Here is a 13,473-nt window from a genome sequence, read left to right as displayed (position 1 = left end):
ATCGTAATATTACGATTAAACTTTGAAATAAAAAAAATTGGGGGACATTTTTATTGATTTACATGAATAATAGGCACAATTCCTACCATTTAGCACAAAAACCTTATTATTAATTGGAATTATTCTAGTTTATCTTAGTTTTGCGCATTGATGAAAAGACTGGCCTCCATATTGCTCATGTTTATCCTTCTCTATCAAGCTGGAGGATTTGCGTTGCGGTATATAGCCAATTCCGACAGTGAATTTGCCCTAAGTGAAGAAGAAAGCGATTCATATGTGGTTAAAATCCCCATTTCTTTACCCTATCCTAGCAATCGAGAAATTCCTCAGGAGGTAAGTGGTTCCCTTCAGCAAGGTGATGATTTCTATCAGATGTTGGATCAAAAGATAGAAAATGACACCTTATACACCCGCATAGCGAACGATAAAAATGCGCGAGATCAATTTACTGAATTGGCTGATTTGGTCAGTGAGCATTTAAGCGACCAACCTGAAAAAGCCCCAACAAAAAGTAAATTAATTCAAACCCTTGTTAAGGAGTACTGCCAATCCCAAAGTGCTTGGGTATTTTATATTTTAGAATGGCCAGTTCATCGTACTCCTTATCATCATACTACATTAAAGACATCCACTTTCCAGGATGCCTTATTTTCTCCTCCCCAGCCAGCTTAATTATTTCTGGAAAAATTAGCATGGAAGAAATCCCTTCTTCTCTGTTTGTTCTATTTCAATTTAATTAAGCAAAATGAAACATACTTTACTGTGTGTATTCATCTCTATTTGGAGTATGAATACGATCACGGCACAATTGCCGCATGATCAAATTTACATGAATAAAAATATTGCCTGTGGAGCGCTCATGTACGGAAATTCTTCGTGGACAAACTATTGGGAAAACTCCTTAAAAAGGGATAATCCCAATATAGGGAAACTAAGTACAGAGTCACTTGGAGCCATGATTGCTTATGGTATCACGAAGAAAATTAATGCTTTGGTGATGGTACCATATGTCAAAACACAGGCAAGTCAAGGCAATTTAATGGGCCAGCAAGGCTTTCAAGATGTAAGTCTATGGCTCAAGGCCAAAGTATTTAACTACAAGCAATTGCATGGACATGCTACGCTGGGAGTAAGTACCCCCATGAGTAATTACGTCACAGAATTCATGCCAATGTCGATAGGACTTGGGGCAAAAACACTTAGTGCTCGGGGCATTCTCAACTATAATTTACCCTCCAACTTATACCTAAGTACCACGGCTTCCTACATTTTTAGAAGTCAAGTTCAAGTGGATCGGGATTCGTATTTGAATGGAGAAAGACTATACTATACGAACAGGGTGCCTGTTCCGGATGCCTTTGATGCTGCTTTTAGAATGGGCTATCTAAAGAAGGAAAACCAATTGGAAGTATTTGCAGAGCATTTTTCTTGTGCTGGTGGTGATGATATTCGTCGGAATTCTATGCCATTTCTAACCAACGACATGACGATGACGGCTGTAGGAGCCTATGCCAAATATCAACCCAAATCTTTAGGACTAAGTGCCCGAGTTTCCTATGTCATAGATGGACAAAATGCAGGACAAAGTACCCAAGTAACCATAGGTTTACTCTACCTATTTAAGGTTAAATAATCTTTTAAAAATCATGAAAAAAACGATATACTATTTTATCTACCTACTGTGTTTTGGCATGCTTCTTTCCTGTGAAAATTCAGTATCAGAGGCTACGCTTAGTCCCTATATACCCAGTAACATGGACGAAAATGCTGGTAATTGGAAGACCTTTGTATTAAGTTCCCCCACAGAAGTAAGCTTGTCGGCACCGGCGGCAATCAATGACCCCTCTTACCTAAAAGAAATTGACTCGCTTAAAAATACGGTCGCACCTAATTTAACGAATGAACAAAGACAAATTATTTCTTATTGGGGTGCAGGGGCTGTTTACCGGTGGAATGAAATTGCGCGTGAATTAGCTGCTCGTTACAATAATGCTCCGGCTGCCAATTCGGAAGGCAAATATCCTGTGCCAGATCCAAATAATCCATTGGCAGACCCCAAATTTCCATTTGCTAATCCTCCTTATGCATCTAGAGCTTTAGCATATTTGAGCGTTGCCCAATTTGATGCTTTAGTTAGTACTTGGAAATATAAATACCAGTATAATCGTCCCGCACCAAGTGTCGTGGATAAGGGCATTAAGGCATTATTGCCTGTAAGTAATTTACCAAGCTATCCCTCAGAGGATGCCGTAGTAGGACAAGCTAGCTATGTCATATTATTAGCTATGTTTCCAGGTGAAGGACCATTTTTGAAATCCAAGTTAGAGGAATGTAAAAATGCGAGACTTTGGGCGGGAATGAACGTAGGCTCAGACATTCAGGCGGGAGTAAGCTTAGGTGGGGCTGTTGCAGCTAAAGTTATGCAAAGAGCAAAGGCTGATGGTATGGGAGCAGCAAACAATCAAGCGGCAACAGCCGATATGATGGCAGGAGCCAAGTCAATGGGTATCTCGAAGGTATGGACTAGCCAAGAAAGCCCTGCTAGGCCCCCTATGCTTCCTACCTTTGGAAATGTAAAAACATGGAATTTTGATCGAGCGACTTTAGAAGCTATCCGTCCTAGCATGCCTTACGTAGAGGGCTCAGCCGAATTTAAAAAAGATTGGGATGAATTACTGGCTATTGAAAAAAATCAAACTCGTGAACAGGCCGCTATTGCGAACTTCTGGGCAGATGGGCCAGGTACCTATACCCCTCCGGGACATTGGCATCGCTATGGGGCCAACGCTGGTTTTGACGCCAAATATAGTGAGGTTCGGATGGCTAGAATGCTAGCCTATTTGGGAACAGCAGAGATGGATGCTGGAATAGGTTGTTGGGACACAAAATTTTATTATTATACACCAAGACCCCAGCAATACGGAGTTAAAACTTCCGTTGGTTTACCCAATTTCCCCAGTTACACCTCGGGGCACTCTACATTTTCAGCTGCTGGAGCAGAGGTATTATCCGCCTTTTTCCCGCAAAAAGCCAGCACATTTAATTCCTATGCCCAGCAAGCTTCTGATTCGAGAGTTTATGGATTAATCCATTGGAGAGTTGATTGTACGATGGGCTTAAAACATGGAAAAATCATTGGGCAATACGCCGTCAAAAGAGCCAGCCAAGATGGCGCGCTATAAAGATTTATTCAATCCGCCAATTTAGAAATAATTAAGGGGTAATTTTTAATAGTCGACTGATATTCAGTCGGCTATTTTTGTAAACCAAGCACCCAAAAAGATAGATTTTAAAAAACTAAACTTACATAAAATCTAAAAAAACATATGATTGTCTTTACCTAGTTCCTCCAGGATTCACGGCTTTCATTTTGGGTGAAATCAAATGTATCAGTAGCCAAGCAAACAAATAAGCTGAACCGCAGATAAGGAAAATTAAATTATATCCTCCTGACAAGTTATTACTTGATTTATATGAATCTAATATGATACCAATGAAGTAAGGAAATATCACCCCTCCTAGAGATCCTGCCAAGCCGCCGATTCCGACCACAGAACTAATGGCATTTTTAGGAAACATATCTGAAACGGAAGTAAAAATATTGGCCGACCAAGCCTGATGCGCAGAGGCAGCTATACTGATTAGTATGACCGCTTGCCAAATATCCGTTGCCCAGCGTGCCGAAATGATAGGCAATGCCAATAAGGCAAAAAACAACATGGCTGTTTTTCTTGCTTTATAGACTGGCCATCCTTTGCGCATTAACCAGCCAGGAATATAACCTCCACCAATACTACCAATAGAGGTACAAGTAAAAAGTACGGCTAAATGAATACTAGGTTTCTTAAGATCTAAAGAAAAGGTAGATGAAAAATACGATGGCAACCAGAAAAGGAAAAACCACCAAATGGGATCCGTAAAAAATTTACCTACTATAAACACCCAAGTTTGAGGAATGGTAAACAATTTTTTCCAAGCAATGGGCGTATTATCCAAATGATCATCTTCTTGAATATAGTCTAAATCTGCCTGACTAAGTCCCTGTTTCTTACTCGGTATTTCATAAAAAATCCACCAAAAAATAAGCCAAATAAACCCGATAGCACCAGTGATTAAAAATGCCTCTTGCCAGCCATAAGCTCCCAAAAGCCAAGGTACCATAATGGGTGCTACCATGGCACCAATATTGGCTCCCGAATTAAATATACCGGTGGCAAAAGCCCGCTCTTTTTTGGGAAACCATTCAGCAACCGATTTAATCGCAGCTGGAAAATTCCCTGCTTCACCCAATCCTAATACGGCTCTGGCAGCCCCAAAACCAAATGAAGTTTTTGCTAAAGCATGAAACATGGCAGCTATGGACCAGATGATGATGGAAATGGTATAGCCTAATTTAGAGCCAATCTGGTCAATGATTTTTCCAAAAATCAATAAACCGATAGCATAAGAGGCCGTAAAACACATCACAATGAAGCTGTAATCCGTTTCCGACCAATTCAGCTCCTTTTCTAAGGTTGGCTTTAATAATCCTATTACTTGTCGATCCAAGTAATTGATGGTCGTAGCGAAAAACAATAAAGCCACAACAACCCAGCGAAAATTTCCTACTTTTTCTTTCATCAGAATCCTATTGAGTTACCCCCATCTACGGGAATTGAAACGCCTGTAATATATCCAGCTGCATCTGAGGCTAAAAATACGGCTGTCCAAGCCACATCTTCTGGCTTACCAAAATAGCCCATGGGTGTTCTATCCATGGCTTTATGTTTACGATCTGGATCTGAATTCATGGCTGTTTTACTCATAGCCGTTTCGATAAAGCCAGGTGCAATGGCATTTACACGTACCCCGTTCCCTGACCACTCAGAAGCCAACACACGAACCAAACCATATACACCAGATTTGGATGAAGCATAAGCCGCTACTCGATCGATTCCATAATATGCTGCCATGGATGAAATCATGATGATGGATCCTGATTTTCTTTCCAACATATGCTTTCCTACTTCTCTACTTAATACAAAAACAGCATTCAAATTAACTTGAATAATTTGGGTAAAATCATCATTAGATACCTCCACTGCCGGACGCTTCATATTGATACCTGCATTGTTGACAAGAATATCAATTTTTCCATACGATTGTATGATATCAGCAACCAAAGAGGGTGTGGCATTGACATCCGCCATATCATGAACAAAATAGAAGGCACCAGCACCTAAATCATTGACTGCCTCTTGAAGTACGGCTTCTCTTCTTCCTGTAATGATAACATTGGCCCCACTAGCCAGCATACACTTAGCGATATCAAATCCGATACCTGTTCCTCCGCCTGTAATTAAGGCTACTTTACCCGCCAATGAAAATTTGTTTTCCATATTGTATTTATGCTTTATTTCATGCGGGATATGGCCAATTCCATTCCCCTTATTTCTGCCAAACCCCGTAATCGACCTATGGCCGAATATCCAGGATAAGTCTTTTTTTGTAAATCATCTAACATTTGGTGCCCATGGTCCGGACGCATAGGAATTTGCTCACCTCCTCGTTTAACTTCCTCCTCGTGTATCGCACGAATCACTTCGAACATAGGAACATCTCCTGCCAAATGTGGCGCTTCATGAAAAATCAAAGGCTCTTCTTGTTCTCTTTTCGTCGTTCTGAGATGTAAAAAATGTATTCGATTCGCAAATCGACGAATCATAGCTGGCAAATTATTATCAGGCCTAACGCCTAATGAACCCGTACAAAAAGTAATTCCATTGGCGCGCACGGGAGATGCATCCATCAATGCGGCTAAGTCAGCCTCCGTACTAACTACCCGAGGTAATCCCAATAAGGGGAAAGGAGGGTCGTCTGGATGAATGCACAAATTAACTCCTAATTCTTGTGCGTAAGGCGCTACTTGTTGAATAAAATAATGCAAGTTTTTACGCAATTCATCTGGACCAATGGCCTGGTATGCATCTAATAAACTTTGAAAATTCTCTAAATGAAAAGCCTCCTCGGAACCTGGTAAACCCAATAAAACGGTATTTTGCAGCTCTTCCTTTTCGGCAAGAGTCATGCTTTCAAACTTCGATTTTGCGGCCTCTTGAACTGCCAAAGTATAGTCTGATTTAGCTGCAGGTCTTTTTAGAATAAACAAATCAAAAATAGCAAAATCCGTCAAAACAAACCGAAGCGCCCTTGCCCCATCTGGCATCTCAAAATCAAGCTTGGTTCTAGACCAATCCAAGACCGGCATAAAATTATAACAAACCGTTTTAATGCCCTTGGCGGCTAGGTTCGACAATGATACTTGATAGTTTTTAATGTACTGCTCTCGTTCAGGAAGGGCCTTTTTTATCGCCTCATGTACAGGTAAACTTTCCACCACGGACCAATGCAAGGGCGTCCACTGTTCATTACCATTTTCTATGATATCTATTCTCTCCTGAATAGCTTCTTTTGACCAAACCTCTCCTACTGGGATTTGATGTAAAGCAGTAACCACACCGGTGCAGCCAGCTTGTCTAATATCCATTAAAGAGACTGGGTCATGAGGCCCAAACCATCGCATGGTATGTTGCATGAGGTAAAGAGGTTTTTGCTGTGAAAAGCCAAAAATAGCAACTTTATACTGATGGTAATGGCATATATTTTTTCAAATACACATATGCTTTTATCAGCAAAATGTCCTAATTTAAGCCTAATATAGGCTTTTTATATGGAAATGCGTCTCCGTAAACGATACCGATAGGTTTGTAATTTCAGGTAAATTGAATACTTAATTAAAACAAAGAACAAATATTGGAAATCTGTCCTAAATGCTCCACCAATCATTTTGTCATTCGAGCTGGAATGATCCGCGGAAAAGTTCGTTACCAATGTAAATCATGACAGGTACATTTTACCCAAGAGCAATCGGCAAAGCCTATTCCCCAAAAACAGATTCATACCACCATTAAAGACATTGCCAACATCATGGGTGTCTCGATTGCAACGGTATCAAGGGCATTAAATAACAAACCAGATATTAGTCCTAAAACCCGAGAAGCAATTCAAAAATTAGCCTTGGAACTAGATTATAATCCCAATTTGTTCGCCAAAGGCTTCCAAAGAGGGGAAACTAAAACCATAGGCGTGGTAATCCCAAATATAAAAAGACCATTTTTTGCAGGGGTATTATCAGGTATTCAAGAGGTCGCCAATGAACGAGGCTATCGGGTCATGATCTGTCAATCGAATGAATCATATGAAGCCGAAATAAGCAATATTCAGGGGCTATTAGCTAGCCATGTGGATGGTCTTTTAATTTCTCATTCAAAAGAAACAACGCGTTTCAACCAAATTAAAAATCTATTTGAAAAAGGATTACCCATGGTCCACTTTGACCGAATTTGTACGGAGGTAGATACTCCCAAAATCCGGCAAGAAGATTTTGAAGGAGCATTTCAGTTAGTAGAGCATTTAATTCAACAAGGCTATCAACGCATCGCCATTTTAGCTGGACCACCTGAATTACTGATTAGTCAAAAAAGGAAAGAGGGCTATTTACATGCACTAGAGAAATATGGTTTAGTCATACAAAAGGACTACATGGTGCATGGTGATTTCAGCAAAGAATTTGCACTAGCTAGTTTGGATAAGTGGCTACAATTACCTGAACCACCCGATGCGATTTTTGCCATACATTATTTAAATGCAGTAGAAATTATTCAATATGCCAAAGAGCTGGGAATAGCTATCCCCAAACAATTGGGCATCGTTGGGTTTGGAGATGAATATTTAGCGGAAATAGTGGACCCTCCCCTGACAGTTTTCCATTTATTTCCTCAAAAAGTAGGGGAAATCGCCGCTGGTTTATTGTTTGATGTCATTTCTCGAAAGGATTCCACTCGACAAGCGGATGTCTTAGTACAGGGCCAATTAATCATTCGAAAATCTTCCTTAAAAAAGGCCTAAGGGAGGTATTGGTGAAAGCGCAACCAATGCTCAAAATCTTCTGTCCAATGATCAGAGGGCGTATTCATTTGTCGCATGCCAAAACCATGCCCACCCTGGGTATACATATGCAATTCTGCTGGTTGTTTGGCATTCAACCATTCCGTATATAATTGCACTGAATGAGCAGCTAAGCCCAAATTATCATCGCTGGCTGCTGCTATAAAAATAGGCGTACGATTCTTGGGTATTTGACTTCCCAAAACGGCTTTTTTGTACAGGTATATTGGCGCAATAAAATTTGGGCGATTGGCATCTGAAGCTGTTTGTAAAACAGACATGGTTAAAGTTCCACCTGCAGAAAAACCCATAAAGCCTATTTTCTGGGGATTCAAACCCATGGTCTGAGCATGCTGGCGAACATACTCCATCGCTTTTATTCCATCCTTTGTGGCCAATTCCACGACTGGAGCATTAATTTTATCCAATTGATTAAAATCCTGCATCTTCGCACTTAATTCTTTCACTGGGTCATTCGTAAGCGTATGAACTAGTCGATATTTTAATACAAAAGCAGTAATCCCCCTTTGATTCAACCATTTGGCCACTTCGATACCTTCGCTATCGATGGATAATATATGAAAAGCTCCACCGGGTGCTACGATAATCGATGTCCCATTTGCTTTCGATTTCTCTGGAAAAAAAGCCGTAATGCTAGGTTCTACCACATTGTAGACTAACCTCGTTTTAAAGCCATTCGAGCTGCTTTCTGCTTCTGTCCAAGTCCATGATTCAGAACCAGGTGCTTTCCCTTGATATAAGGGTATCCGCTCTTGAGAAAGGGCCAGTTGATGTAATAAACACAAAAATACAGCCAAGAATAAGCCTCTTTTCATACGCTAGCTATTTCGTATATTCCCTCTTTGAAGAAACGTCAGCCTTGGGAAAATCCGAAGGAATTGGGATATCAACTTTTCCTGTTGCTGCCCATTGCGCACCTCGTAACAAAGTGGTAATAAAACCTACACAGGAAACAGAATAATCTGCATGGCCCATGGGTGTGTGAAATACTCTTCCTTTTCCATATTGGGTGACTATGAGCATAGGTTCATGTCGACCGCTTCCCTTATTTTCTTTAGCTGAAAAAGCAGTTCCTAAGATTTCCATATTGACAGCTGGTCCACGTAAACGGTCATACATTTCATCTTGGCTATGCATCCAAGTGAGCGGCATGCCCTTGGTGATGGGATGATTTGAGTTACGAATCGTAATTTGATATTCCTTTTGAGGTCCATGCGAACCAGCGCGACCGGCCTGGGTATCTTTGACTAATTTTCCATCCATGTCATAATAAACATAGGGACCATCTTTTTCGGTACGGTCTCCCCAACCCCCAAGACCAATCATTTCATTATAGGCTGGCCATTGTGGAAAGGAATTATCGGCAGCATGAATAACCACTAAACCTCCTCCTTTTTTCATGAATTTTTCAAAGTCCAATTGGGTTTCAGCAGGCCAAGGAGCAGCATTCCATCCAAAATTACAAATCACTAAATCATAGTCAGAGAATTTAGGATGGAAACTTGAATCAGCCTTAGGCTTTGGCAGAGATACTGTATTCTCAAGGCCTGGCAACATGTATTTAGGAATCAAATCTGCCGCATTCCAAGTGAAATGAGATCGTTGCACATCCACTTTGAATTTTCCTGATTGCTCTAAAAAATCCTTCATCATAAAGGTAATTTTCGGCCATTGATCATGGTTATTTTGACCGTCAACTATCAAGGTTCGAATGACTTTAGTCTTGGCAGCAGGCTTTATAGCTTTTGTTTCTCCCCCATGTAGTAAGAATATACTTAATAAAATGGTCGAGAATAGAAGTCGGGTGGAGAATTGTTTCATAGCAAAAATGTTTCTGTACAATGATAAAAATGAATGCATTTCCATTCGGAATTACTACATAGATACAAGTAATCTTAGCATTTTCAAAATAGCCAAAGATTGAGCTTCAAGTGTAATATTTAAATTGATTCCATTAATGATCGTAACTAACTACTCGTGATATTTTCCAATTTCCATTGTCCATTCTCCATATCATCAAAAACTTAAATTCGCCTACTTCCAATTTCCCATTTTCCACATGGGAAAAAGTATGTCGACCTATATGAATAGCTCCGTAGTCTTTAATCGGGTGAACCTCCAAAGTTCCGGGTACTAATTTCCGAGTTAATACATATTCGCGATTAAATATCTGTTGAAAATTAGCAATAACTGTATCATAATGAAGTAAGCCACCATTATCTTGAAACCATTCTAAATCTGATGTAAAGAATTGTTTAAAAGCGGGCATATTTCGCTCATTATAGGCTTGAAACATCACACTATCTAAATGGGCTATTTGCCGATGTAAATCAGCAGATTTACTTGACTGCGCTGAAGCAGACAAACAAATAGCCCAAAAAGTACAGATATAAACAAAAGTTTTCATTCGATATCATCCATAAGAAAATGGCCCTTTTTATTTAAACAAGAAATAAGCGATTACCAGGGTAACTAGCACATTAAAACCTTGAGCTATAAGGAAGGCATACAAAGGTTTTTTGCCTTCGCTGCTAAATAAATCGGCGAACTTAGTTTCCAATCCAATGCTGGTAAAAGCTAATGCAAACCAAAGACCTTGAAGGGATTTTAAACCACCTTTCACTTCAGAAATAACATCTCCAGAAATGACAAATGAAAATAAGAGGGAAGCCGCCACAAAACCAATAACAAATTTGGGGAAACGCTCCCAAATGATACCCAAGGTAGGTTTTGATTCTTTGGCCACATCCGACTGATTGTTGGTATATGTCCAATAAATCGAAATCCCAAAAGCCGCTAAACCTAATAAGACATTTTGAGAAAATTTGACAATGGTACTAATTTTTAATGCTTCCTCTCCAATCAAAGAACCCGAGGCAATTACGGCCCCAGTGGTATCGATGGTACCACCTAACCAAGCTCCGGTTACTGCTTCTGATAAACCCAAAGCTTTAGCAATGATGGGCATAAAAATGATCATCGGAATAGCTGTAATCAATACTATGGAAATGACATAAGAAAGTTTTTTTGAGTCCCCTTTGATGGCCCCTGCCGTAGCTATGGCTGCCGAAACGCCACAAATGGAAACGGCACTTGAAATCATGATAGCCATTTCCTCGTCGATTCCCAATTTTTTGGAAACCCAGAAAGCAAAATACCAGACGGAAACAACCACTAGTAGCGCTTGAACAAGACCTAAAGATCCGGCTTTTAAAATATCCCCAAAAATGATACTGGTACCTAATAATACCAATCCTATTTTCACAAATAATTCGGTGGATAATGATTCCCTTAACCAATCTGGAATATTGGAAAAATTACTGATGATTAAGCCAATGGATAAGCTGAAAATAACTGCTTCTAAATTCCAATTTTTAAGGAAGGAATTACCTGCCAATATAAGAGCCAAGGTGGTTAAAATAAAAACAATTGGAAATCCTTTGATGGTGGCCGCTACATCTTTACCCAAAGTTTTGGTGGCTAAAATTGCAATGGCATATACCCATAAAAACAATTTTCCTAGATTGAATAAATTCGTACCGTTTATTACTTTTTCTCCTAATTCGGCTGCGTTTTCCCATGCAAAAACGGGGCTTGGTATTTTAATTCCAAAGAGGGCTAGGGCAATAATTAAGAATCCAAAGACCACGACAGTCCAGTCTTCTGTTAAGCTAAATGTGGTTTTGTTGTTTGACATAGAAATGGAATAAGTTTAGGTAAATTAAAAGAGTATTTTAACTTTGATAAGACAAGTTATTAAAAACTCTATGAAATTAATATACTATTCCTTTTTTTTAATTCTCGCTCACTCACTAAGTGCTCAACAAAAAACCTCGGGAAATCCCCTATTCCCAGGATGGTATGCCGACCCGGAAGCCATCATTTTTGATAAGCAATACTGGATTTACCCGACTTATTCGGATGTGTATCAAAAGCAAGTCTTCTTCGATGCCTTTTCTTCCAAGGACCTCGTTCATTGGAAAAAACATGCTAGCATAGTGGATACCTCTGCCATCAAATGGGCCAAAAAAGCCATGTGGGCACCTGCGATAGTTCAAAAAGACAAAAAATATTATTTGTTCTTTGGTGCCAATGACATTCAGAGTAATCAGGAAATGGGAGGTATCGGCGTAGCGGTTTCTGAAAAACCCCAAGGACCTTTCAAGGATTTAATTGGGAAGCCATTAATAGGTCAATTTCAAAACGGCGCACAGCCCATCGATCAATTTGTATTTAAGGATAAAGATGGTCAATACTACATCATTTATGGAGGTTGGAAGCATTGTAACATAGCCCGATTAAGTCCGGATTTCAAATCCATCGTCCCTTTTGAAGATGGAAAAATGTTTAAGGAAATCACCCCCAATGGCTATGTGGAAGGCCCTTTCATGTTCATACGAAACAATAAATACTATTTTATGTGGAGCGAAGGGGGCTGGACTGGCCCTAACTATTCCGTTGCCTATGCCGTGGCAGATAGTCCATTTGGTCCATTCGAAAGAAAAGATAAAATTCTCAAACAGGATCCCCAAGTGGCCACTGGAGCTGGACACCATTCTGTGATACAAATCCCAAATACTGACCAATGGTACATTGTCTACCACCGAAGACCATTAGACGAGACGGATAGAAACCATCGGGTTACTTGTATCGAACCCATGTATTTTGATGATAAAGGGGATATACTTCCGGTAAAACTAAGTTTTAAGGGGGTGAATGCGCAAAAAATCAAATAGTCGAACAGCCTAAAGCATGAAAAAATGGATTCCCTTTAAGCTTGCCTTGAGCATTTTCTTAGGATTCGCTACTCTAGCCATGCTGTTCCATCTACTGGTCCTACTGGGAATTGTGCCTGCTGATATTGTTTGGGGTGGCCGCTTACAAAGTCGAATTGAACTCATCCAAATGGAAAGCATTTCCTTGTTATTATTAGCCTTCATGGCTGTCATTGTTTCCATGAAGGCTCGATGGATACTTCCCAAATTCTACAAGATCGCGGATTATTTGGTATGGCTGATACCGCTTCTATTCTTCTTGAATACCTTAGGAAATACGCAAGCACTGAATGTGACTGAACGAATTATTTTCACGCCCATCACCTTTTTATTGACTCTGATTAGTTTGCGAATAGCTTTGGAGAAAACTTAATATAATACGCTACTAGTTCTAAGATTTTCTAACAGTTTCTGTTGGCTGTTCGACCTTGATTTTGATAGAATAATTTCCATAAGAAATGATAAAGTAGAATGAAACAGAGATTAATGCGAATACAAATGAACCAACTACTCCCATTAATACATTCTTCCAAGTAGGGGTAACCAATGGCTTAATAACCTTATGGAGAATATCAACCTGATTATTGACTACCTGTTCTTTATAACTCTCCAATTCCTCATCTAGCATATTTTCAATAAAGCCTTGAATTATAAATGTAGCTTTTAGTTTATACCTTTCTATAGAACTTTC

General features: G+C 39.7%; 14 protein-coding genes. 6 read left to right on the top strand and 8 right to left on the bottom strand.

Annotated features, from left to right (window positions below):
* Positions 1-150 precede the first annotated feature (150 nt).
* The 3 genes from ACST15_RS05910 (at position 151) to ACST15_RS05900 (ending at position 3,182) form a co-directional block, all read left to right on the top strand.
* Positions 151-672: a hypothetical protein gene (locus tag ACST15_RS05910; protein WP_459453767.1), complete on the top strand. Its 522-nt coding sequence runs from the start codon at positions 151-153 to the stop codon at positions 670-672.
* 73 nt (positions 673-745) lie between these two features.
* A complete protein-coding gene (locus ACST15_RS05905; protein ID WP_459453766.1) occupies positions 746-1,633 on the top strand; it encodes a hypothetical protein in 888 nt (295 codons plus the stop codon).
* Between the two features lie 13 nt (positions 1,634-1,646).
* The gene (locus ACST15_RS05900) at positions 1,647-3,182 is read left to right on the top strand and encodes a vanadium-dependent haloperoxidase (protein WP_459453765.1); all 1,536 of its coding nucleotides are present in this window, start codon (positions 1,647-1,649) and stop codon (positions 3,180-3,182) included.
* A 154-nt stretch (positions 3,183-3,336) separates the two neighbouring features.
* On the opposite strand, the gene ACST15_RS05895 is transcribed toward ACST15_RS05900, so the two are convergent.
* The 3 genes from ACST15_RS05895 to uxuA are packed head-to-tail and all read right to left on the bottom strand — an operon-like array spanning position 3,337 to position 6,574.
* The gene (locus tag ACST15_RS05895; protein WP_459453764.1) at positions 3,337-4,620 is read right to left on the bottom strand and encodes an MFS transporter; all 1,284 of its coding nucleotides are present in this window, start codon (positions 4,618-4,620) and stop codon (positions 3,337-3,339) included.
* On the bottom strand, positions 4,620-5,378 hold the full coding sequence (locus ACST15_RS05890; protein WP_459453763.1) for an SDR family NAD(P)-dependent oxidoreductase: 759 nt from the start codon (positions 5,376-5,378) through the stop codon (positions 4,620-4,622). Before ACST15_RS05890 ends, ACST15_RS05895 begins: the two co-directional genes overlap by 1 nt.
* Before the next feature lie 14 nt (positions 5,379-5,392).
* Positions 5,393-6,574, bottom strand: a complete 1,182-nt coding sequence (uxuA, locus tag ACST15_RS05885) for a mannonate dehydratase (RefSeq protein WP_459453762.1) — start codon at positions 6,572-6,574, stop codon at positions 5,393-5,395.
* 344 nt (positions 6,575-6,918) lie between these two features.
* Here uxuA and ACST15_RS05880 point away from each other — a divergent pair, with 344 nt between their 5' ends.
* A complete protein-coding gene (locus ACST15_RS05880; protein WP_459454001.1) occupies positions 6,919-7,947 on the top strand; it encodes a LacI family DNA-binding transcriptional regulator in 1,029 nt (342 codons plus the stop codon).
* On the opposite strand, the gene ACST15_RS05875 is transcribed toward ACST15_RS05880, so the two are convergent.
* From ACST15_RS05875 to ACST15_RS05860, 4 genes are all read right to left on the bottom strand, one after another.
* On the bottom strand, positions 7,944-8,822 hold the full coding sequence (locus tag ACST15_RS05875) for an alpha/beta hydrolase (protein WP_459453761.1): 879 nt from the start codon (positions 8,820-8,822) through the stop codon (positions 7,944-7,946). The genes ACST15_RS05880 and ACST15_RS05875 overlap by 4 nt on opposite strands.
* Positions 8,823-8,829: 7 nt before the next feature.
* On the bottom strand, positions 8,830-9,828 hold the full coding sequence (locus tag ACST15_RS05870; RefSeq protein ID WP_459453760.1) for a ThuA domain-containing protein: 999 nt from the start codon (positions 9,826-9,828) through the stop codon (positions 8,830-8,832).
* Between the two features lie 133 nt (positions 9,829-9,961).
* Complete coding sequence (locus ACST15_RS05865; RefSeq protein ID WP_459453759.1) at positions 9,962-10,414, bottom strand: nuclear transport factor 2 family protein; 453 nt, start codon at positions 10,412-10,414, stop codon at positions 9,962-9,964.
* Between the two features lie 30 nt (positions 10,415-10,444).
* Positions 10,445-11,704: a YeiH family protein gene (locus ACST15_RS05860; RefSeq protein WP_459453758.1), complete on the bottom strand. Its 1,260-nt coding sequence runs from the start codon at positions 11,702-11,704 to the stop codon at positions 10,445-10,447.
* 70 nt (positions 11,705-11,774) lie between these two features.
* Here ACST15_RS05860 and ACST15_RS05855 point away from each other — a divergent pair, with 70 nt between their 5' ends.
* Positions 11,775-12,743 carry a glycoside hydrolase family 43 protein gene (locus tag ACST15_RS05855; RefSeq protein ID WP_459453757.1) on the top strand — a complete coding sequence of 323 codons (969 nt, stop codon included), beginning with the start codon at positions 11,775-11,777 and terminating at the stop codon, positions 12,741-12,743.
* 16 nt (positions 12,744-12,759) lie between these two features.
* Positions 12,760-13,155 carry a hypothetical protein gene (locus ACST15_RS05850; protein WP_459453756.1) on the top strand — a complete coding sequence of 132 codons (396 nt, stop codon included), beginning with the start codon at positions 12,760-12,762 and terminating at the stop codon, positions 13,153-13,155.
* 18 nt (positions 13,156-13,173) lie between these two features.
* Here ACST15_RS05850 and ACST15_RS05845 read toward each other — a convergent pair whose 3' ends face one another.
* A complete protein-coding gene (locus tag ACST15_RS05845) occupies positions 13,174-13,410 on the bottom strand; it encodes a hypothetical protein (protein ID WP_459453755.1) in 237 nt (78 codons plus the stop codon).
* Between the last annotated feature and the right edge of the window lie 63 nt (positions 13,411-13,473).

It is taken from the genome of Aquirufa sp. Wall-65K1, assembly GCF_054558475.1.
This window is presented reverse-complemented; position numbering and strand designations above follow the sequence as displayed.

Excerpts from the sequence above, each read along its gene's own strand:
- ACST15_RS05910 (WP_459453767.1), top strand. The coding sequence starts at position 151 with ATGAAAAGACTGGCCTCCATATTGCTCATGTTTATCCTTCTCTATCAA.
- ACST15_RS05905 (WP_459453766.1), top strand. The coding sequence starts at position 746 with ATGAAACATACTTTACTGTGTGTATTCATCTCTATTTGGAGTATGAAT.
- ACST15_RS05900 (WP_459453765.1), top strand. The coding sequence starts at position 1,647 with ATGAAAAAAACGATATACTATTTTATCTACCTACTGTGTTTTGGCATG.
- ACST15_RS05895 (WP_459453764.1), bottom strand. The coding sequence starts at position 4,620 with ATGAAAGAAAAAGTAGGAAATTTTCGCTGGGTTGTTGTGGCTTTATTG.
- ACST15_RS05890 (WP_459453763.1), bottom strand. The coding sequence starts at position 5,378 with ATGGAAAACAAATTTTCATTGGCGGGTAAAGTAGCCTTAATTACAGGC.
- uxuA (WP_459453762.1), bottom strand. The coding sequence starts at position 6,574 with ATGCAACATACCATGCGATGGTTTGGGCCTCATGACCCAGTCTCTTTA.
- ACST15_RS05875 (WP_459453761.1), bottom strand. The coding sequence starts at position 8,822 with ATGAAAAGAGGCTTATTCTTGGCTGTATTTTTGTGTTTATTACATCAA.
- ACST15_RS05870 (WP_459453760.1), bottom strand. The coding sequence starts at position 9,828 with ATGAAACAATTCTCCACCCGACTTCTATTCTCGACCATTTTATTAAGT.
- ACST15_RS05865 (WP_459453759.1), bottom strand. The coding sequence starts at position 10,414 with ATGAAAACTTTTGTTTATATCTGTACTTTTTGGGCTATTTGTTTGTCT.
- ACST15_RS05860 (WP_459453758.1), bottom strand. The coding sequence starts at position 11,704 with ATGTCAAACAACAAAACCACATTTAGCTTAACAGAAGACTGGACTGTC.
- ACST15_RS05855 (WP_459453757.1), top strand. The coding sequence starts at position 11,775 with ATGAAATTAATATACTATTCCTTTTTTTTAATTCTCGCTCACTCACTA.
- ACST15_RS05850 (WP_459453756.1), top strand. The coding sequence starts at position 12,760 with ATGAAAAAATGGATTCCCTTTAAGCTTGCCTTGAGCATTTTCTTAGGA.
- ACST15_RS05845 (WP_459453755.1), bottom strand. The coding sequence starts at position 13,410 with ATGCTAGATGAGGAATTGGAGAGTTATAAAGAACAGGTAGTCAATAAT.